Origin of the sequence: uncultured Tateyamaria sp. (assembly GCF_947503045.1) — a bacterium.
In the GTDB taxonomy this organism is placed as follows: Bacteria; Pseudomonadota; Alphaproteobacteria; order Rhodobacterales; family Rhodobacteraceae; genus Tateyamaria.
Genome location: NZ_CANNCF010000006.1, coordinates 85,974 through 105,030, shown reverse-complemented (window position 1 = coordinate 105,030; position 19,057 = coordinate 85,974). Strand labels below are relative to the sequence as shown.

The 19,057-nt window shown below is 50.8% G+C and carries 22 protein-coding genes, 1 tRNA gene and 1 pseudogene; 10 read left to right on the top strand and 14 right to left on the bottom strand.

Annotation, left to right across the window (positions count from 1 at the left end):
- Positions 1 to 21: 21 nt before the first annotated feature.
- A complete protein-coding gene (locus Q1A89_RS20755; RefSeq protein ID WP_299733138.1) occupies positions 22 to 1,662 on the top strand; it encodes an NAD(P)H-hydrate dehydratase in 1,641 nt (546 codons plus the stop codon).
- Here the strand turns inward: Q1A89_RS20755 and Q1A89_RS20750 are convergent.
- A complete protein-coding gene (locus Q1A89_RS20750) occupies positions 1,659 to 2,159 on the bottom strand; it encodes a Hint domain-containing protein (protein WP_299733264.1) in 501 nt (166 codons plus the stop codon). The two genes, Q1A89_RS20755 and Q1A89_RS20750, sit on opposite strands and share 4 nt — an antisense overlap.
- Before the next feature lie 149 nt (positions 2,160 to 2,308).
- Here Q1A89_RS20750 and Q1A89_RS20745 point away from each other — a divergent pair.
- A tRNA-Leu gene (locus tag Q1A89_RS20745) sits at positions 2,309 to 2,392 on the top strand.
- A gap of 223 nt (positions 2,393 to 2,615) precedes the next feature.
- Complete coding sequence (locus tag Q1A89_RS23550) at positions 2,616 to 2,978, top strand: hypothetical protein (RefSeq protein WP_366524518.1); 363 nt, start codon at positions 2,616 to 2,618, stop codon at positions 2,976 to 2,978.
- Here the strand turns inward: Q1A89_RS23550 and Q1A89_RS23545 are convergent.
- Together Q1A89_RS23545 and Q1A89_RS20725 are read right to left on the bottom strand one after the other, a co-directional pair.
- Positions 2,946 to 3,914: pseudogene (locus Q1A89_RS23545) on the bottom strand (recombinase family protein); the annotation flags it as partial. The gene Q1A89_RS23550 and the pseudogene Q1A89_RS23545 sit on opposite strands and share 33 nt — an antisense overlap.
- Positions 3,911 to 4,213 (bottom strand): hypothetical protein, encoded by a 303-nt coding sequence (locus tag Q1A89_RS20725; protein WP_299733133.1) that lies wholly within the window; start codon positions 4,211 to 4,213, stop codon positions 3,911 to 3,913. The pseudogene Q1A89_RS23545 and the gene Q1A89_RS20725, both read right to left, overlap by 4 nt.
- 255 nt (positions 4,214 to 4,468) lie before the next feature.
- On the opposite strand from Q1A89_RS20725, the gene Q1A89_RS20720 reads away from it, so the two are divergent.
- The 4 genes from Q1A89_RS20720 (at position 4,469) to Q1A89_RS20705 (ending at position 8,159) form a co-directional block, all read left to right on the top strand.
- On the top strand, positions 4,469 to 5,212 hold the full coding sequence (locus Q1A89_RS20720; protein WP_299733131.1) for a hypothetical protein: 744 nt from the start codon (positions 4,469 to 4,471) through the stop codon (positions 5,210 to 5,212).
- Between the two features lie 68 nt (positions 5,213 to 5,280).
- Positions 5,281 to 5,769 (top strand): hypothetical protein, encoded by a 489-nt coding sequence (locus tag Q1A89_RS20715; protein ID WP_299733129.1) that lies wholly within the window; start codon positions 5,281 to 5,283, stop codon positions 5,767 to 5,769.
- Positions 5,770 to 5,972: 203 nt separating this feature from the next.
- On the top strand, positions 5,973 to 6,914 hold the full coding sequence (locus tag Q1A89_RS20710; protein ID WP_299733126.1) for a hypothetical protein: 942 nt from the start codon (positions 5,973 to 5,975) through the stop codon (positions 6,912 to 6,914).
- Entirely contained in the window at positions 6,915 to 8,159 is a 1,245-nt protein-coding gene (locus Q1A89_RS20705) for a DnaB-like helicase C-terminal domain-containing protein (RefSeq protein ID WP_299733123.1), read from the top strand.
- An 84-nt stretch (positions 8,160 to 8,243) separates the two neighbouring features.
- Here Q1A89_RS20705 and Q1A89_RS20700 read toward each other — a convergent pair whose 3' ends face one another.
- The 4 genes from Q1A89_RS20700 to Q1A89_RS23540 all read right to left on the bottom strand — a co-directional run bounded on the left by Q1A89_RS20700 (position 8,244) and on the right by Q1A89_RS23540 (position 11,223).
- The gene (locus Q1A89_RS20700; protein ID WP_299733120.1) at positions 8,244 to 9,227 is read right to left on the bottom strand and encodes a hypothetical protein; all 984 of its coding nucleotides are present in this window, start codon (positions 9,225 to 9,227) and stop codon (positions 8,244 to 8,246) included.
- Positions 9,228 to 9,381: 154 nt separating this feature from the next.
- Positions 9,382 to 9,669, bottom strand: a complete 288-nt coding sequence (locus Q1A89_RS20695) for a hypothetical protein (RefSeq protein WP_299733117.1) — start codon at positions 9,667 to 9,669, stop codon at positions 9,382 to 9,384.
- Positions 9,670 to 9,782: 113 nt separating this feature from the next.
- Entirely contained in the window at positions 9,783 to 10,586 is an 804-nt protein-coding gene (locus Q1A89_RS20690) for a hypothetical protein (protein ID WP_299733114.1), read from the bottom strand.
- Positions 10,587 to 10,659: 73 nt separating this feature from the next.
- The gene (locus Q1A89_RS23540) at positions 10,660 to 11,223 is read right to left on the bottom strand and encodes an excalibur calcium-binding domain-containing protein (protein WP_366524517.1); all 564 of its coding nucleotides are present in this window, start codon (positions 11,221 to 11,223) and stop codon (positions 10,660 to 10,662) included.
- A gap of 635 nt (positions 11,224 to 11,858) precedes the next feature.
- Between Q1A89_RS23540 and Q1A89_RS20685 the strand changes: the two genes are divergently transcribed.
- Together Q1A89_RS20685 and Q1A89_RS20680 are read left to right on the top strand one after the other, a co-directional pair.
- Positions 11,859 to 12,176, top strand: coding sequence for an H-NS histone family protein (locus tag Q1A89_RS20685; RefSeq protein ID WP_299733111.1), 318 nt, complete (start codon positions 11,859 to 11,861; stop codon positions 12,174 to 12,176).
- A 253-nt stretch (positions 12,177 to 12,429) separates the two neighbouring features.
- Positions 12,430 to 12,762 (top strand): hypothetical protein, encoded by a 333-nt coding sequence (locus tag Q1A89_RS20680; RefSeq protein ID WP_299733108.1) that lies wholly within the window; start codon positions 12,430 to 12,432, stop codon positions 12,760 to 12,762.
- A 72-nt stretch (positions 12,763 to 12,834) separates the two neighbouring features.
- On the opposite strand, the gene Q1A89_RS20675 is transcribed toward Q1A89_RS20680, so the two are convergent.
- Positions 12,835 to 13,029, bottom strand: a complete 195-nt coding sequence (locus Q1A89_RS20675) for a hypothetical protein (protein ID WP_299733106.1) — start codon at positions 13,027 to 13,029, stop codon at positions 12,835 to 12,837.
- 284 nt (positions 13,030 to 13,313) lie between these two features.
- Positions 13,314 to 14,078 carry a hypothetical protein gene (locus Q1A89_RS20670; protein WP_299733104.1) on the bottom strand — a complete coding sequence of 255 codons (765 nt, stop codon included), beginning with the start codon at positions 14,076 to 14,078 and terminating at the stop codon, positions 13,314 to 13,316.
- A gap of 186 nt (positions 14,079 to 14,264) precedes the next feature.
- Between Q1A89_RS20670 and Q1A89_RS20665 the strand changes: the two genes are divergently transcribed.
- Positions 14,265 to 14,951, top strand: a complete 687-nt coding sequence (locus tag Q1A89_RS20665) for a recombinase family protein (RefSeq protein WP_299733101.1) — start codon at positions 14,265 to 14,267, stop codon at positions 14,949 to 14,951.
- Between the two features lie 83 nt (positions 14,952 to 15,034).
- Here Q1A89_RS20665 and Q1A89_RS20660 read toward each other — a convergent pair whose 3' ends face one another.
- The 5 genes from Q1A89_RS20660 to Q1A89_RS20640 form a co-directional block, all read right to left on the bottom strand.
- Positions 15,035 to 16,390, bottom strand: a complete 1,356-nt coding sequence (locus Q1A89_RS20660) for a hypothetical protein (protein ID WP_299733098.1) — start codon at positions 16,388 to 16,390, stop codon at positions 15,035 to 15,037.
- Positions 16,391 to 16,627: 237 nt separating this feature from the next.
- A complete protein-coding gene (locus Q1A89_RS20655) occupies positions 16,628 to 16,978 on the bottom strand; it encodes a hypothetical protein (protein WP_299733096.1) in 351 nt (116 codons plus the stop codon).
- 746 nt (positions 16,979 to 17,724) lie between these two features.
- The gene (locus tag Q1A89_RS20650) at positions 17,725 to 18,075 is read right to left on the bottom strand and encodes a hypothetical protein (RefSeq protein ID WP_299733093.1); all 351 of its coding nucleotides are present in this window, start codon (positions 18,073 to 18,075) and stop codon (positions 17,725 to 17,727) included.
- Between the two features lie 61 nt (positions 18,076 to 18,136).
- Entirely contained in the window at positions 18,137 to 18,724 is a 588-nt protein-coding gene (locus Q1A89_RS20645) for a hypothetical protein (protein ID WP_299733090.1), read from the bottom strand.
- An 11-nt stretch (positions 18,725 to 18,735) separates the two neighbouring features.
- Positions 18,736 to 19,005 (bottom strand): hypothetical protein, encoded by a 270-nt coding sequence (locus tag Q1A89_RS20640; RefSeq protein ID WP_299733087.1) that lies wholly within the window; start codon positions 19,003 to 19,005, stop codon positions 18,736 to 18,738.
- Positions 19,006 to 19,057: the final 52 nt, after the last annotated feature.

Sequence of the window (19,057 nt, the reverse complement as noted above, 5' to 3'; positions counted from 1 at the left end):
GAAAACTTTGGTGATTTGCGCGTGACCGAACTGCTGACAGCGGCCCAGATGCGGGCCATCGAACAGGCCGCAATCGAGTCGGGGCAGGTGACGGGCCTTGAGTTGATGGAGCGCGCCGGGGCTGGTGTGGTCGAGGCGGTGCTGGAGGAATGGCCGGAGTTGGCCGAGGGCCCGCACCGCGCGGTGGTGCTGTGCGGGCCGGGCAACAACGGCGGTGACGGGTTCGTGGTGGCGCGTTTGCTGGCTGATGCGGGCTGGTCGGTTGAGGTGTTCTCATATGGTGACGCAAACAAGCTGCCGCCGGATGCACGCACGAATTACGAACGGTGGTGCGAGGTCGGAGAGGTCGCAACATTGACTCTTGAGGCCCTCATGGCGCGTGCCCGGCCCGATCTGCTGATCGACGCGGTGTTTGGCATCGGCCTCAATCGCCCGGTGCCTGATGATCTGGCAGCGTGTCTTGCCAAGGCGTGCCATGGCGGCTGGAAAAAGTCGTATGCCGTGCGCCGGGTCGCGATTGACTGCCCTTCGGGGCTGGATGCGGACACAGGCGTGTTTCATTCCGGCAAATACGTCTGGTCGTCCCATTTAACCGTGACATTCCACACGCCCAAGCTCGGGCATTATCTGGCCATGGGTCCGACCCTTTGCAAAAAACTGAACGTGGTCGATATCGGGTTGCGCGGTGACGCGATGGAGCGGGGAATTGTCGGTCTTCCGCCCGAGCCTGAGCGCGCGCGGTTGGTCGAAGGTCGGCACTTCGGGGCTGCGGGCCTCACTCCGTTAGAGGCCCGCTTCTGGCCCGTAGGTGCTATGGGCAAGCATCGCAAAGGTGTAGGTGCGCATAAATACGATTTCGGCCATGTCATTGTTTTTGCGGGCGGGGTTGGTCGCGGTGGTGCGGCGCGTATGGCGGCGCGCGCCGCGCTGCGTGTGGGAGCGGGGCTGGTGACGGTGGTGTGCCCGAAAGCGGCCGTTTTGGAAAACGCAATGCAACTGAATGCGATCATGTTGCGCGGTCTTGTCGACGGGGACGCGCTCGATACTGTCGCCGATGACCGGGTCGGTGCATTCTGCCTCGGCCCGGGCATGGGCGTCGGGGCCGCCGCGCGCGCGCGGGTCCTCGAGGTGCTGGCGCGGCGTAAAACCGAGCGCGACTGGCGCGACCCGGCGGTGGTGTTGGACGCGGATGCGCTCACCAGTTTCGAGGGTGACACCGAACCGCTGTTCGCCGCCCTGCATCCGCGCACCGTGCTGACCCCGCACGAGGGCGAATTCGCGCGGCTGTTCCCCGATCTCGCGATGTCCGAACGCGGGACCCTGTCAAAGGTGGAGGCTGTCCGCACTGCCGCCGCGCGGGCGGGGTGCATCGTTTTGCTCAAGGGTAGCGATACGGTGATCGCCGCACCGAACGGCGGTGCCTCCGTGCACAGCGCGGAGTACGACCGAGAGGTGCCGTGGCTGGCGACAGCCGGGGCAGGGGATGTGCTGGCCGGGCTGATCGCGGGCCTCGCGGCCCCCGACCTGTCATCCGACATTTTCAGCATGGTCGAAGTGGCCGCATGGCTCCACGTGGAATGCGCCCGCGCCTTTGGTCCCGGCCTGATCGCCGAGGACTTGCCGGAAATGTTGCCACAGGTCTTGCGGGAACTTGAGGCCTAGGCGTCGACCTCTGCCATGCTCATTGCAGGCACAGACATTTCCAGCCCATCAGCGTAAACCACGTAAGGCGCGTCAAAGCCCAGACGCACCAGCGTCATGTCGCGCACGCCAAGTGCCGTGATGAACTCATCATCGATCAGGCACCCTGCGGGCATCACCGCCTGCGCCGCACCGCGCAGCGCCTTGGCCCGCCAGTCGCGCACCAGAACCATCTGGGCGGCGGGGATCATCACGTGATGCGTGGGCTTGGTGTCGCCCAGCGAACCGGCGGCGATCTTCACTGCCTCTTCGCGGGCCCGCACCGTCTTGATCGCGGCAAGCGGGACCAGCCCCGCATTGCGCGTGATGATGCGATCCCCGGGCGAGAGATACTCGACCGGTATTTCGCCGTCAGCTGTCAAAAGGAGTGTGCCGGACACAAGCCCGACATGGCATATCTCTGTGCGCAAAGGGGGCATCCGCCCGCTCAATTCGCGCCCGACCGTATTCGGTTTCATGGCGTCTCTCTTGTTACAACCTGCCTCTAGGTTGAGCCAAAGATACCTCAAGATTTCTTTAATGTCGCGCGAGGTTATGCAATTTCTGCCATAGTGGTGCGCGAATACCTCTCGCGTCCTGATGCGGGCTTTGCTAAGCCCACGTGCATGCGGGTGTGGCGGAATTGGTAGACGCACCAGATTTAGGTTCTGGCGCCTTTGGCGTGGGGGTTCGAGTCCCTTCACCCGCACCATTTTGCATTTTCCCGAAATTTCCTCCAAAAACCTAAAGATTACAGAGGTTTGCGGCGTTCGAAATCCAATTCTTCGGTCGTAGGCCAAGGGTGCGCGAAACACTGTTTTCAGCACTGTTTTCTTCACTCTCAGATTGCCGTTTTGGTATATATTCCAGGGGTTTGCGAGGAACTCATTCAATAGTTCGAAAATCTCGCCCACGGTCACGCGCGGTTTGGTATTTTGTCCCATCTTTTCTGTGAGAATGAGCTTCTCATCTTCCAGCTTGGCGATCTTGGTTTCAAAGGCTGCGATGGCTTTTGGATTCGAGGTTTCGACCAAACGCTCGATGAGAGCCTCTTGTTGCTTGTCCAACTGGCCAATCTCGCGTTTGCAAGCCTGTTTGCTGCTGGACGCTTGATCCAGTCTTTGATCCCAGGCGGATTTGAGCATCGCCTTCACCACGGACAGCAGCCCCTTGGTGGGCGTCATGCCTTTGAGGATGTCTCCAAAGCCCGCATCGATCTTCTCTGCGCGGATGCTCTTGCGATACTCAGAACAATCGCGGGTCTGGCACCAGTAATAGGGATAGCGCTTGCCTGTTGAGCTCTTAGACCAGCAAGACGTCATAGGCTGATCACAGCAAGCACAGGTTACTGCACCACGAAGCGGGAAGTCATGGTTCAGGTCTTTGCGCATGGGAGCAACTGTCTTGGTCGCTTTACGATCTTGGATATTCAGGAACGTCTCTAGTGAGATGATGGGTTCATGATGACCTTTGCGGCGCGTAATGCCCCAAGGTTCATGCTCGATGTATCCAGCATAGATCACGCGGTTGAGCATATCGCTGACTTTTTGCTGGCGGATATGGCCACCGGGAAGGTCTTTTGGAAAGTCCGGCTGGCTTTCTAAGAAGCGCGTCACTTCCGCCTGTGTGCCAAAGCGTCCAGACGCATACCCTTCCATTGCTTCTTTAATGATGGAGGCGACAGGCTCATCACGCGTGAGCAATTTCCCATGCGCGCCGGTCTTTTTGTATGTGTAACCGATAGGCGCGGCAAAGACCGAATACCCATTCATCATCCGGCCCTTCATCCGGTTGGACGTTTGTTCTGCGTTCTTTTCGCGTTGATGCTGCGCCACAGAGGCCAGCATGTGCTCGACAAGCCGGGAGTCACTATCCTCACCAAACTCAATGGAAGGGCTTTCCAAAATTCCGCCCGCATCAGCCAGCGTCTCGCGCAGTTTGATATGGGCCTGCACATTGCGGGCAAAGCGGCTGATGTCATCGATGATGACGACGATATTGTTTTTCCTGTTCAAACGCAGGAAGGCCAGCATCCGATCCATGGCCGGGCGGCGTTCAAACTTGCCTGACATGTCATCGCTGAAGACTTCGACCACATCATAATCCTTGTAAGTGGCATATTCGCGACACCGGTTTTCTTGGGAGGCGAGGCCATCACCTTCGCGGACCTGCTTGGCCCCAGACACACGGGTGTATATCACCGCCTTGCTTGGTTTTGTTTGTATCTGGTTCATGCATCCTCCTCGTGTTGGTTTTGTTTGATCAGCTTTTGTCCCAACAATTGTACCAAATCCGGTGGGTCGTCGGACAATGCTTCTTCGTCTTCCCCACAGATTTGCGCAACAGGGTTCAAATCAAAGCCCAGATCAACAAACATCACCACAATCGACCAGAGCGTTTCGATCAGTTCCTTTTGTTGGTCGAGCGGCATATCGCTCTCTTCCAACATGGCAGCATAGACTTCCCAGTCGATGCTGAGAGTAGGGCGGGGATCAAAAGACTCGTCGTGGGACGGCAGGCGGGGCATGGCCATGGTTCCTTTCTTCAAATTGTTGGGTGATGGGCTCAATCGGCTATGGGTTGGTCCATAGGGCGTAGAGAGAACAAATATAGAACATTAAACCACATCACTTGCGTCCACGCAAGGAAAATTCTCCAATTATCCTATGCGCTTAGATGTGACCATACAGTGGCAAGCTAAGGGTGATCTCAGGTGAAGCGAGGGTGGAAACGGGTGGCAAAGCCGTTCTTGGTTGCTATGCCCACATACACTTGTACCGTGCATGCCATGGAAGACACTGAACTCGACTGGCTCGCTTTGTCGGCGCAGGAGCGCAGAGGGCCAACAAAGACGCTATATGAGCTATTGCGCGCGCTGCATCGATCACAGGGTGGGCGGTTTGATGATCTGTTTGAGCAAGCTCAAGGCGTGCCTCTCAGCCAGGGGATCGATCCATACTCGAACATAAAACGTGGTGTCTATGACCGCCACAAAATGCGATCCATCCACGAATGGCTAGCGACTCATCACTTTACGTTTGCGCAAAAAGAAGCACCAAAGCTGTTCCAATATCCGCGCCGTGATCCTTGGGATGTTTTTTTGGATACTTATGCAGTTGAAGGCGGTGTTCAGATCATACCAGCCGACCAATTCGGGATTGCCAGTCGAAAGCCTCCTCAAGATGGTATTCCCACCTTTCGCTTGGGTCAAAAGTATCTGTTTGAATTGACGGCATCAAAGCCAACTCATGTCATTGCCTTTGAAGAGTATGAGCAAAAATGGCATCCGCTCGCTTTGGGTGATGCCGACAAAGACTTGATCGTGCATGTTGGAACCGGCAAATCAAAGCTGCCTTCTACAAAAGACGGCAGACCCATTCCGCTCATGGAACATGATCAAACCGGGCAACATCGCTTCGCCTTCATCTTGTGTTTTGGAGGCAAGCCGCCAACAGGGCGTGACGCTTTGATTGGCTATGCTGCTGAGAATGAAGTCGCGGTGCAGTTAGCTTCTATGCGGATCAAGGCTTGAAGCTGCAACATAAGACACCCAAATGTGGTTGTACCAACTTGATAGGACCCAACATAGGGCGGTGGAACGTGTTTGATACAGTTTGGAGTTTTCTCGCAGGCAACAGCTTTGACGTTTACACAGCGATCATCGCGACCTTGGGAGTAGCGCTTTGGTCTATTGACCGAAGGTCAATGAAAGCGGCATTGGGTGCCGCTGAAAAGCATGAAGCAACAGTCTTGAGACTAAAGCGCCAGGAGCTTGAAGCAGGCGTTCAGCAGAGTTTTGCCCTGCTGCAAATGAAGTGCCAAACACATCGCGACGAAAACAAAAACTACATGATGATGCATGCGCCGAAACTAGGCTTTGGCAGTTTTTCGACGAAGGAGGACGCCGACATTAACTTCGCCATCGGATCTGCGAGATCGCTCATGAAGACGTTGAAAGACATAGCGCCACGCCAGGAATGTTCGGATATTCAAGAGCTTGAGACATATTTTGCCTCGGCGATCCAAACGTCTATCCAGATCGAGCGTTTGGGGTCTGACCTCAAACCGCAAAGAAGTGTTCGGCATTAACTTGGGGCCGCAAAACGCTGAATTGAACAGTGCTCTAGCTCTAGCTAACCGCAAGTATCTCGATGAAGTCTCAAATCATCGAAGACTAACTTGAAACCGGTGATCTCGTTGCGTCGCACATCGCCTTTCGATTGCGATATACTTAATAAAAAACGTCCCCAACACCTTTGGTTAGATTTTTTAGTGTTCTAGGGAACAAACACTTGGACAAGGATTCCTCACTTCGTTTGCTTGAGATCGCACGTCCGTGTTGCATCGATGTCGTACGTGACTATGCTGCCTCTATGGAAGACGCTCGCATAAATCGTATTGGCCCGACTAGCGCTGCTCGATACGCCGCCGATCTTGAAACGTTCTTACCGCGACAAGGTGAATCGATCTTTTCACGAGTGCCATTTGAGATTGAAGCTTCGTTTGGAGAACAGGAGTTCACTGACAATGATGGGTTTGGTTTCAAACTGAGTTTTCGTAGGGCATTTGTTGAGGTAATCCCAGAGAACTGTGAAATTTCGCGTGACGGTAGATACCAAAGATCGCTACCAAGGGATCAATTCCATCATCTTTTGAAGAGAGTAAGTGAGAGCTCTTCAAGCAAAAAAGGGATAGCTTCTGGTGGTGTTTCGCTTCAGTTTTCAAAAATTTTGTCGGCTCTCGGAATAGAAACTTCACTGCACGGCGAAATGCAAAAAAAGATTCAGACTGGAGATATGCAGTCGACTGAAAGTCAACTTGAGTTTAAAATAGTGAGATGGGTTGGAGCCAGTCGATGGCAAATAGGGCACGAAGTTATTGGAGATCCAAATGAACCTAGCGGCGAGTTGCGAGGTGGATACTTTTCTCAGCTAGGGGACGATGCTGAAGATGGTTCGTCAAACCCTTTGTGTTTCTTAATTCCTAAGAAAGGCTCAAAATTTTCTGCCAGCGTAGAACTTCGAGCCCGTAAACGTGATTGTGTTTACTCCCCACTTGGTGACGAACGAAACGAAGAAAGTTGGGCAAAAAAGAACAAAACACAAATCGAACGTCTCCTCACTCTAAGGATGTTAGAAGAGCAAAACCGCGCTGATGGCTTAAGTCCACCAGAAGGTGAAGTCGTATTAGCGCGCGGCCATATTGAGGTGAGCAAGTCACGAAAGAGTAAGTAATTGGGTGAAGATAAGAAAGTTAGAGAGTTTTCTCCTAATTTAGCGTTGTTGAAGGCAGTACGGCATTCAAAAACAGCTTCGCTTTCAGACCTATGCGCAATTGCAGGCCTTGATCCAAGTACTGACTTTCGCCAGCTGTCTATTTCGGATTTGGATTTTCGGGGCTCAGATATGGAGGCGTTTATTATCAGTTCTGATTTACCAGAACACGTGTCAGCTCTTCAAATGCAAGAGTTAGCTCAAAAACTGACGTCTCCATTGCCAGAAATATCAGATAACACAGGTTTCAAAACCTTTCTGCATTCCATATCGGGGGCAGTCAATGCGACAAACGCAGCTTTTCAAAGAGATGATCATATCTCTGGATTGCCTACAGGTTTTGTTGATTTAGACAGAAAAATAGGAGGATTAAGCCCAGCGAGTCTAGTTGTTTTGGCTGCAGCACCATCTATTGGGAAAACAGCGATCAGTACGCAAATCGCTTTCAACATAGCGAAAGCCAGTTTGGGCGATCATCCGCGTAAAACTGGAGGTAGCGTAGGGTACTTTTCTCTTCAACTAAAAGCGGAGCAGCTGGCTCAACGTATACTAGCCATTGAAAGCGGTGTACCTGTAGTGAACATCCAACGCGGTGATATAACCGAAAATGAATTCAGGAACTATGTCGAAGCAGCTAAAATGCTTGAAAATATTCCTTTGTTTATCAATGACTCATTGGCGGAGCTTGACGCATTGGCAATCAGAGCCCGACAACTAAAACGTGAGGCAGGGCTAGACTTGCTCGTGGTGGACATGATTGATGACTTTTCGGATGGTCGCGCTAGTAGCCAAAGACATGCATCTGAGATTGAGACAGTCTTAAGGGCGCTGAAACGTATAGCCATGGAACACGATCTTTGTATTTTCGCGACGGCTGATCTTGGAAGGGTTGTCGCGAAACGGAGTGACAAACGACCAAGGGTTTCTGATCTCGCCGAGATTGCAGTGATCAACCAGTTTGCTGATACGGTCTTATTCCTGCACCGCGAAGAATTTTATGTGGAACAGCAGCGCCCTGATGATTACGACTTGGAGGCTCTAGCCAATTGGCAGGAGCATATGGAGCGCGTTCACGGTTATGCTGAGATTTTGGTAGCAAAACAGCGCAATGGCCCGACCGGGCCGATCGATTTGTCTTTTGACGCGAGGCTAACTCAATTTGGTAACTTGATCAGACCACGTCATCATTCTAACCTAAGTTTCTAACTTAAAAACTATGGCCTTTTTCAAAATGAAAACGGGTTTTGCAGTATCATTTAGATATTCACTACCTCAGATTGCGGACCACATTTATAGGCGTCGGTTCAACAAAATCAACTCACCCCACTGAACAGCGCCTTCTGTCATCAGATGTTGGAACTGTTCGGGATCACCCAGTTTGGCGACGTGGACATCTTGGAAAAAATCCTGCGCTTCGCCGAGGTCCTCGCGGATTGTATCAGTATCTACAATCCTGGCGAGATTCACGGCATCGAAGAAGCTTGGGATTGTGACCTCACGATTGTAAGCCGACTGTTCTTCATCTGGAGGGATCGCAGAGTCTAGGTTCTGTTCTGGCCGGGCTTGAGCAAGCTTAGCTTGGATCAACGGCATTTCGATTACGTGACCTAAGAGTTGGAATATCCGTGTGGCTGCCTTTGGGTGTGAGGTGCCTGGCGAGTCCCGCTTAGTGTCTTCTCGCTCGATCAGCATCATCATGGCAGATATGGCCGCCGTGCGGGTTCGTATGATCTCCCAGCCATCCTTGGAATACGCATCGATCAGCATTTCCATCGCATCGTGGTCTGCCTGGAGCTCCAAGCAAGGTTCGACCTTCGGCCAATCCTCTTCGGGAATGTGGTCATAAGCCGAAACTTGTGTGCTAGCACGCTGCGCTACACCGTAGCGCTTTGGCGCATTGGCCTCTGTCAAGGAAAGCTTACCCGTAAATACAAAATGGCCCATCTGAAAGTGATGCAACTCATGGAGCATCAGCCACACAAGACCGAGGTGAACCATTTCATTATTATCGATTTGGAATGGGTTTCCGACACCGTTCAGCAAGTCAGTGTCGTCCGCCGCCTTGTCCCACAGGTCTGTGAGCGTTTGGACGATGCCAGTGCTGACAGAGATTGAAACGGTGTCGCCTTTTGCTTCGGCAACGCCCCAAAATTCATCGTCCTCGACGGGCAACAATTCCGGCACCACGGGAAACGCTTCACCCATCGTTTCCTCATAGTGGGCGAGGGCGGCAGATAGTGCATTTTCGATGGCGGGTATATGGTGTTTTGGCATGCCGAACATTTGGCATCAGTGACCAGAATTCGCCAGTCCGGGTAATATTAATTGGAACGTTTGTTTAGCTCCGCGCCAAGGGGCGCGTGTTTTTAAGCTAAAAAAGGCGCTCAAAAAGTTGAACGCCTTTCATGTCGTTTTGATTTGGCCAAGATCAGTTCTTGCGGTCGTATGCCTCCTGTAACGACAGATCAGTTTCGAGAATTTTGTTGGCAATTTGCCGGTTTCTAGAGCGCCGTTGCGAATTTTTTTTGTCATTTTCATCGATTTTTTGTTCTGCTCTTACGCGCCGTTGTTTGCTCTCCAGACCCTTTAGCGCCTCTCGAAGGTCTGCTGGTGACAGCTCAACAGGGTCGCGGACTGGGAACTCTCGCTCGTATTTTTTATCCTTTGCGAGATATACGCCAACTTGGAACAATGCTTGACCGTGGATTGTAGACATTACTTCTCTCCATGTAACACAGTAGCTCAGATGCTACATGAAAAGTAGTAACCGGTGAAGTCAAACGATACATGACGTTTTTGTAACTGTTTTATGACAGCCGTTTCTTGCTGTTAGCCTGGCACTTTGGTCTTCGGACTGTGTCTGTTTTGGGTAGTTTGGCGGTTGATAAGACTGCGCCCCAAAGCAGCGAGCTGTTTTCTTCCGCTGTCAGTCTCTTGTTCAATGCCGATGAGTTTGCTGAATGCATCTCGGCGAACATAGAGTAAGTCGTTGTAGGTCAAGCAAATGTCACCAAGGTCTTTAGAAAGCCCACTACGCGCCTTCTCTATGGAAATTCGTCTTCTGAGAGGCTCATCTTCAATTTCAGAGACCAACAGCAAGCCCGAATTTATGCTGCGGGCGTAATGCTCGTGCAGGTAGTCTTCAAGCGTCTGGCCCTCTGTTCTGTCTTGAAATTTCACAGATGGGCATTCGGTGCTCTGCCGGAAGTGTCGTTGGAGCTCAGTGATTTTTGAAATTTCTGGAAAGGACCGATTAAAGTGATCCGCCAAACCGCCTTTGCTTTTCTCGATATCGGCGTCGGAGACTATGCCCATGTCCTTGAGGTACCTGAGTGCTTCTTCAGCCAGACGGTCTTTGTTGAAATCTGAAATATTCTCCTCGTTTCCGTCGGCATCGAAGGACTTTGAGGACTTTGTCTGGACCGTCTCTTCTTCTGCTTGCCTACATTGCTGTCGTTCTGGTGTCTCTTCAACCGTACCAGATTCGTATCGAGCGCAAGCTGGCGATTTTGCCTTAGCCAAGAAACCGTCCTCCAATAAATCGATGCTGCTTTGTAGTAAGTGCGTGCATGTGTTCAAGTAGTTTTCATCAAAATCATAGGGCGGGCGAGAGATCGCCGCCCAGTGTTCCATATTTCCCATAGAAGTGTGTTCAATCCCTATTTTCTAAGTTATTTGACGCCAATGCGCGTCTACCGCCAACGGGTCAGCAACCCCCATAGTTCTTCCGTCCACTCGCCGAGATCGTATAGGTGCCACCGCGCGGACCAACGTAGCATCTAGAAGTGTAACGCGGACGTGTCCGAACAGGCGTTCTAACCGCCGTTGCTTTCCTGACGCTTGAACGAACAGTCGCACCCCATTCACAAGCTAGGCCATCGCCATCCCTGTCCAAGTTGTTGGGATCACTTACTGGTCCGCCATTGTCCAAAAAATATCGTTGCGCTTGCCAGCTTGAAGAAAAGTCCGAGCAATTCTTAAGATCACTAGATGAAGAAGCCGGCGCGACACGCGAATAAAGTGCCTTACCGTATGCACTCGCTGTTCGTTGACCAATGTATGACGAACCAAATCGCGTTTCACCACGGGAAGATAGTTCCGCCTCTACATAGGCTAATTGAAGTGCAGATAGGCTGAGATCACGGTGCGCCGTCCATAATTGCGACGTTGATGCATTATCTACGCGCGGCCCGATAGTCTCCGGCGTTGTCGCGGCACACCCCGTCAAAGTCAAAACGCCAAGAAGTGACAGAATGGAAAACCTAAGCATGTTCAAATACCAGCAAGACAATACATTTTCCCGATAAAATTGCAGGCTATTACAGTGACGTCAATGACTACAATTTGCCATTGTACAAAGAGGTCATTTCGCACAGATTTCCAAGCTGGCGTTCATCGCAAGATGTGTGTGGTAGTACCACACCTCTTGAGAAGGGGGACGCTTTCACACTGCGTGTGCGCTCCCCCGTTCTATCCCCCTCGCATATGGTCAGACAGCGGCTTTGAGCCTTGCCTGACCATGCAAACATATCGGTGTTTGATCCCTCGCCGGGGAGATGTCATCTCTTCCCAGCACCCCATAGATCAACCCTGCGCGGATTGAGTGCCGTCACCGTTATCGACGCTGAACCCGACCATTGGGGCTATCGCGCCCCTTTGGGAACCCACTCGCAAGGTTTTGGAGAACTGCCTCTCCACCTTGCGACCAAACCATGCACAATCGAGATGCGCGATTGATCCTGCGATCAGGGGAACAAGTCCTATTCCCCCAATACATACCGGGAGACCAATCTGATGGCGATTGGAGGCCATGCATTGCTGATGTTGACCCACCCATTTGCTCTGTCCGCCAAAAGCTTGTAGCGCTCTGTTTGGGACACTCACCAAAAAAAAGGCATTTTCAAAATGGCAAAAATCAACCTCGACAAGCTTTCCGTCAAAGAACTCCAACAACTCAGCAAAGACGTTGATGCCGCAATTGCCGCTGCACGCAAAGCCAATCGCAAAGCCGCCATTGATGCCGCAAATGCAGCAGCGGCCAAGCATGGCTTTACGTTGGATGAACTTTTTGGGAAGGGCAAGTCATCAGCCAAAACGCCTGCGCCTGCAAAATACGCGCATCCCGACAATCCTTCGGCCACTTGGTCTGGTCGTGGCCGTCAGCCCAAGTGGATCAAAGAGGCTTTGGCCGCAGGCAAGTCCTTGGATGACTTTCTAATCTAACCATATTTGGACGCTGTAGCGTCCTGACTTGGGGCGACTGCCCCAGGCGCGGATCAAAGGGTGGGTCCTCGCCATGCTCGCTTCACTGACGTTGCAGACTGCGCGTGGCTCTGGTCCCGTGTGGCGTTTCACTTCGGCTCTGCGCTTTCGCGCAACCGCCGACACACGCCTTTGATCCTTACACCCCCGTTCCTCGGCGGAGGCCAGACGGTTGCATGCGCAACACGTCAAACCAATGAAGAGGAACAGAAAGATGCAAAGCCCAAAAGAAACAGACTTAAGATCGCCAACCTACGAAAGCTATGTGTTCGACTGGAAAGAGACGAAGGTTGTCGTACGCTACTGCACGTCGTGGACAAAATCAGATGTAGATGGCTTTCACATCGCACATTTAGAAATCATTAGCCCAGATCGCTTGCCCTTACCAATGACTGAGACAGGCTATAAATCTCAGTTTCTTTGCCCCGAGCGTATCGAGGCACATGGCGGCGCTACTGAATACGTGCTGGCTTGGCTTGATGAAGCCGCCAACGATCCAAAGTGGAAGGCCGCGCTAGAGCAATCGCGTCAGGGTCAGTTGTTTTAGGTCACCGTGATCACGACACCAGCAATTGATCTACAGGCTGGCCTAAAGCCAGCCTGTCACGAGCAGCCATGGTCATGGTTGCAACGTTGGTTGTCTCCGTTGATCTGCACGGATGCGCACGATCATGTCCAGCGTGACGATAATGTGCTGGTAGTCACCGTCAGTGAGTTCAACCTGTGCCAATTGGTGGCGTAGTTCAGCTTCGAGCCGATGAAGATCAGTTGCGGCCAATGCCGCGAGCTCTTCTTTGGAATAATGTCTTATCATGGGATGGTCCTCTCTTGGTCTTACGACCCAGCCAATCCGGGTCTTTCGCAAAAGAAGGAATGGAGCGCACCAACACTGGATGGGGGCACCGCGCACGGTCGCAACGGCAGAGAAGAAGGGTTTACCCTTGTCCCCCTAAAGACAGGGCTTGGGGCAGACAGAACAGATGAAAGCCCCGGATTGGATCATGAGGCCGGATAGGCTGCCCGTGATGGCAATCCAAAAGAAAAGAGCGGCCTGTTGAACAGCTCTTAATTGAACCAGAGAGAGAAGACAAAAAACAGCTACGCTCGTAGCCAGCGTGATCCACGTAGCAAAAAGAATGCGATGACCAACCAGATCACAAAGGAAAACTTAAGGCTGTCCACGCTAATTTCAGGCAATGGCACAAGATCACCGTACATCAACTCGCGTCCGACCCAAGCGGTTGGCCAAGTGGCGACGGCGGCAATGATCACCATGTTTAAGACATCGCTTAACTTGGGCTTTGCTGCTTGTGCCTTTTCAGCTTTGCGGGCCTCCCATTTAGCCTGTTTGGCTGCATAGACCTTTCGATGTTCCAATTCTGCTGGGGTTGGACGACGATATTGCGTTGAGACATAGTTGCCCGAGATCCGATATGGGGTGCTTACGACGCCATCATTGAGCACTTGGCGAAGGGCTTCAAACAATCGCTCGCGTCGTGTTTGATCAAGGATGTTCAAAAACAATGTTGGCTCTTTGGTGGATCGCAAAGAGAGCTTGATACCTGTCTCAGCCGAGGCACGGGATTTTGCCCTAGAATTGCGAATGGCCAGACCGACACCTTCGCCAATCCCTCTAGCGCCGCCCGAGCCGCCAACCCGAAAAAACTCCTCAGCCTGACCAACGGATTCTTGAACCTGGTGGAGATAGGACAGTGCATGAATGGCGTGGCTCCATTCATCCTTATAGCGGAACAGGATCAGGCGATCTTTTGCTATGTTGATCGCCAAGCCAACATCCGATGTGAAGAACATCACATCGTCTTGGCTGAAGTCATCAAGGTACAACTCTTTGCTCGTATCCATTTGATGTGTCTCGCTTGATTTTTGAGCGGCACAGCAAAAGGGGTCCCTTTAGATAGTTCTACTGGCATTCGGCTTCCAAATCGTCAGAGACTTGTTTTCCACAGATTTTTTGGCAGGGGCTTGCCGATCAAATCATCAATGGACGCGGCGTTGCAAAGGGACCCCTTTAGACAAGGACTATTTGCAATGAAAACCGCTTGTTGGACGGATTCTGTATGTCAGAATGATGGAATGAAAAGCCCCAAATCGAAAAAGAATGAGTCCAAACAGAGAGATAGTCCTGACCCAGCAGGAGAGGCGCATACAGGACGAAAAATCGGTTACGTGCGTGTGTCGGATGCTGATCAGAGCGAGGCCCTGCAGGTTGATGCGTTGGAGGCAGCGGGCTGCGATGTCATCTACGGCGATCTTGGCATCTCAGGCGCGCGTATCAAGCGCCGCTCGTTGGATACTCTGCTGTATGACCTAGAACCCGGTGACGTGTTGGTGGTGTGGAAACTCGACAGGTTAGGCCGATCCATGCTGCATCTATTACAGTTGCTCGAAGACCTGCGGGAAAACGGTGTGGATTTCATTGCCCTCACACAAGGGATCGACACAACGACGGCCATCGGGCGGATGCTCTATGGGCATTTGGCAGTGTTTGCTGAGTTTGAGCGTGAACAAATACGGGAACGCACCAAGGCTGGTATGGAAGCGGCACGTGCACGAGGTGTTCACATTGGTCGCCCACGCGCCATTTCGCCGGATGTCGCTGTGATCTTGCGGGAGCGGTTGGATGCAGGAGCCGCTACTATAGAAATGCTGGCTGAAGAGCTTCAAATTTCTCCGCAGACAATTGTAAGGGCTGTTCGAGATGCTGTGAGGATGTGATTGACAGAAAGTCAAATTTAGCAGAATTTACTGACCGCATTGAACTTACATCACAAAAAGTCTTTGGGCTTTCCATGTCAGCGTTACAATAATTCTGTTTTGATTTTCGCAATCATATCCTTGTGTTCCGCATCTAGCTTGGCGAGGGTACTTTTACTTGGCTCAATCGAGAAATCCGAGTTAACCTTGAAGCCCACTATATCGTACCGTCCGGTTGTCTCTGGATCGATAAAAAACCCTGACACTATGTCCAGCTGGGCCATTTCAATGTGCTTGAAGTCGTACACAACGTAACCGTCATAAGCTGCGCCGCCAATTTTTTTGTGGAACTCAATGAATATTTTGTTAGATGCATTTTCAACTTTCTCTATTTTGCTGTGATCAATGGGTTCAAACTCCTTGTTTGCAAAGTCACATATGACACCGGTAATGAAGGGTTTCCCATTTTGGAATATTATTTTAAAAACGGCGCAGCTTCTCGCTTGAGGCGAGGATACTCCAAGGTTCTTCCTTCTATACGCTCTAGTGTACCAGATGCCTTCTTTATCGACTACTTCGCCCGTGTTTTTGCTTCTAAACTTCGCATCGCCAAGTTTGGAAAAATCCGTTTGTATGCTGACATCACATTTCTTTTGAACCATGTTGGAAAAAAGATCGCTGAACATCTTCACAATACTAGCATCATCAGATCGAAAGACTTCTGATGCGGACCCTTGACTGCCGCTCAAGGAATCAACCCAACCCCAGAAAACTTCAGATTTTGAGCCGTTTGAATACTCGAGGATGATAAAGTTTATCATCGGCATGCTATGCCTCAGAACAGATATTTCGTGTCTTCCAATTGAGAAGTCTGCGGGGGCTATTTGCTTATATCTTTCTGAGAACAACTCGGCTGGACTCATTACGTCGTGCCATTTGTTTCCTGGGATTGATAAAAAATGGTTGTAGGCATCAATTGCACGATCGGACGCGCCATCTGCGGAGTTTCCAACAAATGTATTTCTAATTTTGTTTGAGCTTTTGACGCGGGATATTATTATCTCATGCGCCTTTTCGAAGTTCTCCATTCTTTCAGCGTTGAAACTCTGTCCAATGGTATCTCGCAAGCTTTCAATCTTTCCAAAAACCATCTCGGACGAGATTTCATGTGATCGTAAGGCGGTTTCTATTGCAGTGCCTTCTTCTTGACTTTCGCTTAGTTTTCCAAAAATTTCGCCAATTTGAACAAAAATGAAGGAAACTAAAACCCCAAAAATTATGACAGCTGTTTTGGATTCATCTTCATCTGGGTTTATATCGACAATTTCAAATATAGCGTTGGCCGCAAGTGCTGCGCCAACAAGGGCTCCAAAAATTCTTGACAGATAAACTCCTAGAGTGTATCTTCTTTTATTTTTAACGAATACATCTTTATTAAAGGTTTTTGATATGTCCGACAAGTTTATTCATCCTATTAGTAGGTACTTTGTTTACAGTGCTGCGCTTCAATTTAGCTTAACCTCCGCGATTTTGGTCGCTACCTATGCTTACGCACTTAAGGACGACGAAGTAAACAGAGTAAACAATGAACCGTCTGTTGAATGCAGTTGTTCGAAGTCAAAATTTCAGACAATACCCAAACCATAAAGCTTCGCAAACAGCTTAGATTTTTTGGGCGACTTAGGTGTCACTCGTTTCTACCCGTCGTTCGCAGGCTCCCCAAACGCGTCATATCCCTCTGGCAGCACGTTTGAAAACGTCTCCAACCCATTGCGATGCCTGCGGCAGCTATCCAGCCAGAGCCAGTACATCAGCAGCTTTGAAATCGGCCAGTTATCGAACGGTGTTTGTTCGCAATGCTGGACCCAGGCGGTGAAGTCGATATCACCGCGTCCTTCGAGCCAATCAACATAGTCCCATGAGTTTTGCGGCAGATGGATCATCACGTCTGCACCGGCAGTGTTTTTGTGTGGCCGCATGACGGGTGCATAGTCAGGATGATCGTCTTTAACGGACTGGAGAAACTGCATAAATTCAACTTGAGACATGCAAACAGGATAGCACATATCTGCACTATCCTGCCTTAGGATAATAGTCTTATGCGCTGTTTTAGCGATCCATGCCGTGGTCTATGTCTCGGGTGTTGCTAAGTTTTCAAAACGTTCGATTGCGTTCTTGACAAGGAATGTTATCGAAGTAATCCGATACGGTAAAGTGTCGGGTTCGGAGAAGGCCAGCAGGCCTGGAGAAATTGCGTTAGAGCTGGGTGATATTCTTGTGGTTGTGACAGATGATCGAATGACTGTTGTATCGGTAAGTAAAAGATATTAATATGAAATATGAGTGTATATAAATTTGAGGTGTTGGAAGCGATTAAGAACTGCGAAGATTTTATTAATGAACGTACTAGATATAACAACGTCATCACGGTGAAGTTTTTGGCCAATTGCCTTCTTGAATTGCGGGATGTGCTTGACAAATCTATTGAGGAAAACGAATTTCGAAATTACATCCGCCGTGAAATTAGATTTCTTGTAAGGTGTGAGAATGATCGAGTAAGTGCAATTCCTATTGTAGAGCGGCTTTTGGAGCGGCTTAAATTAGAGAGCTAGATGTGCTTACGCCAGTATAAGTTGATGTATAATTTCATTCTAGCTGAAGTGAGCTACAGCTCTTTTAGACTACCAGCGTTCCAACTGCTGGCACGCTCATGACTTTAAAAAAAAATGGCAGCGTAATCATTTGGTATTCCAAAAAAGTTGTCTGACTTGGTCGATAACTTTTTTCCAATGAACTACTCATCATTCGCTGGTTCCCCAAACGCATCATATCCCTCTGGCAGCCTGTCTGAGAAGGTTTCCAACCCATTGCGATGCCTGCGACAGCTATCCAACCACAACCAGTACATCAGGAGCTTGGAGATCGGCCAGCCATCGAACGGCGTTTGTTCGCAATGCTGAACCCAGACTGTGAAGTCGATATCACCGCGTCCTTCGAGCCAATCAACATAGTCCCATGAGTTTTGCGGCAGATGGACCATCAGGTCTGCACCAGCAGAGTTGGGGTAGAGCCGCATGACGGGGACGTAACTCGGGTGGTCATGTTTAACGGATTGGAGAAACTGCATAAACTCAACTTGAGACATGCAAACAGGATAGCACATATCTGCGCCATCCTGTCTTAGGAAAATAGTCTTATCGTGAGCGTCAGCGGCTCATGCCGTGGTCCTTCTCAGGCTTTTGCTCAGGCGTTTTGATTTCATTTTCGCGTGTATCTCCCAGACCTTCACGGATACGTAACACGGCTTCTACGTGCTCGCCTGTTTTGGGTTCAACATCCCAACCACGATCATAATTCACGATGACCTCGCCATTCTTGCGCACTTCCAGCTTGGAGACTTGACCGCCTTCAAGGCCGTGTTCGGACGGCGCGTCATACATTTTCGCGGCAAAGCTATATCCGGGCATGGTGATCAGAGTGCCCTTGATCCAAAGATCAGGCTCTACTTTGCCACCATCGATAGACAGGCCAGCCTCTTGTTTGTTGGCTCGCGGCACCAGGGACGATGGGTCCTTACGGAAGATAATCTTCTCTTGGTGCGGCGACACTTGCCTCTGAGCTATTGGCTGTTTGATCCCGCTCATGCCGGGAGGCGCAAGATTGGGTGCAGGTCGTTGCGTTTGGGTTGGTTTCAGATCAGGGGCTGCATTGTCCTTATCGCGCACAGGCGTGCCGTCAGGATTGGTGATGCGGCCAAAGGCGTCTTTGGAGGTCGGTGTTTTGTCATCTGACATTGCAGGTCTCCTTAGTAGGCGTCGTCAGTGATGAAAGGGGAGGGGGTTGTGTAGAGCTGCTCGAAGGTCACGGCATCCAACAGAGCTTGCAGCCCATAGACAGCAGCATCATGCAGATAAGCCCTTAGAACAGGATTGCTGCGGCTGGAGCGCCAGATATCGATGAGCAGAGCTTCGTCGAAATACAGCTCACCCAGAGCAGCGGCTTTGAATGTGTCCGTTGGCGAGAGCACCAGTTGCGGCTCAGACCAATGCATCATCGGTGTGGTTTCTAAGACCATAAGGAAGCCTCATCGTGAGTTGATTGTGGATGTGGGGAGGAATGATCCCGGT

What these genes read in the sequence shown, in the direction of transcription:
- Q1A89_RS20750 (WP_299733264.1), bottom strand. Translation starts at nt 2,159, where the DNA reads ATGAAACCGAATACGGTCGGGCGCGAATTGAGCGGGCGGATGCCCCCT.
- Q1A89_RS20725 (WP_299733133.1), bottom strand. Translation starts at nt 4,213, where the DNA reads ATGGCCATGCCCCGCCTGCCGTCCCACGACGAGTCTTTTGATCCCCGC.
- Q1A89_RS20720 (WP_299733131.1), top strand. Translation starts at nt 4,469, where the DNA reads ATGGAAGACACTGAACTCGACTGGCTCGCTTTGTCGGCGCAGGAGCGC.
- Q1A89_RS20700 (WP_299733120.1), bottom strand. Translation starts at nt 9,227, where the DNA reads ATGCCAAAACACCATATACCCGCCATCGAAAATGCACTATCTGCCGCC.
- Q1A89_RS20695 (WP_299733117.1), bottom strand. Translation starts at nt 9,669, where the DNA reads ATGTCTACAATCCACGGTCAAGCATTGTTCCAAGTTGGCGTATATCTC.
- Q1A89_RS20690 (WP_299733114.1), bottom strand. Translation starts at nt 10,586, where the DNA reads ATGGAACACTGGGCGGCGATCTCTCGCCCGCCCTATGATTTTGATGAA.
- Q1A89_RS23540 (WP_366524517.1), bottom strand. Translation starts at nt 11,223, where the DNA reads ATGCTTAGGTTTTCCATTCTGTCACTTCTTGGCGTTTTGACTTTGACG.
- Q1A89_RS20685 (WP_299733111.1), top strand. Translation starts at nt 11,859, where the DNA reads ATGGCAAAAATCAACCTCGACAAGCTTTCCGTCAAAGAACTCCAACAA.
- Q1A89_RS20680 (WP_299733108.1), top strand. Translation starts at nt 12,430, where the DNA reads ATGCAAAGCCCAAAAGAAACAGACTTAAGATCGCCAACCTACGAAAGC.
- Q1A89_RS20675 (WP_299733106.1), bottom strand. Translation starts at nt 13,029, where the DNA reads ATGATAAGACATTATTCCAAAGAAGAGCTCGCGGCATTGGCCGCAACT.
- Q1A89_RS20670 (WP_299733104.1), bottom strand. Translation starts at nt 14,078, where the DNA reads ATGGATACGAGCAAAGAGTTGTACCTTGATGACTTCAGCCAAGACGAT.
- Q1A89_RS20665 (WP_299733101.1), top strand. Translation starts at nt 14,265, where the DNA reads ATGAAAACCGCTTGTTGGACGGATTCTGTATGTCAGAATGATGGAATG.
- Q1A89_RS20655 (WP_299733096.1), bottom strand. Translation starts at nt 16,978, where the DNA reads ATGTCTCAAGTTGAATTTATGCAGTTTCTCCAGTCCGTTAAAGACGAT.
- Q1A89_RS20650 (WP_299733093.1), bottom strand. Translation starts at nt 18,075, where the DNA reads ATGTCTCAAGTTGAGTTTATGCAGTTTCTCCAATCCGTTAAACATGAC.
- Q1A89_RS20645 (WP_299733090.1), bottom strand. Translation starts at nt 18,724, where the DNA reads ATGTCAGATGACAAAACACCGACCTCCAAAGACGCCTTTGGCCGCATC.
- Q1A89_RS20640 (WP_299733087.1), bottom strand. Translation starts at nt 19,005, where the DNA reads ATGGTCTTAGAAACCACACCGATGATGCATTGGTCTGAGCCGCAACTG.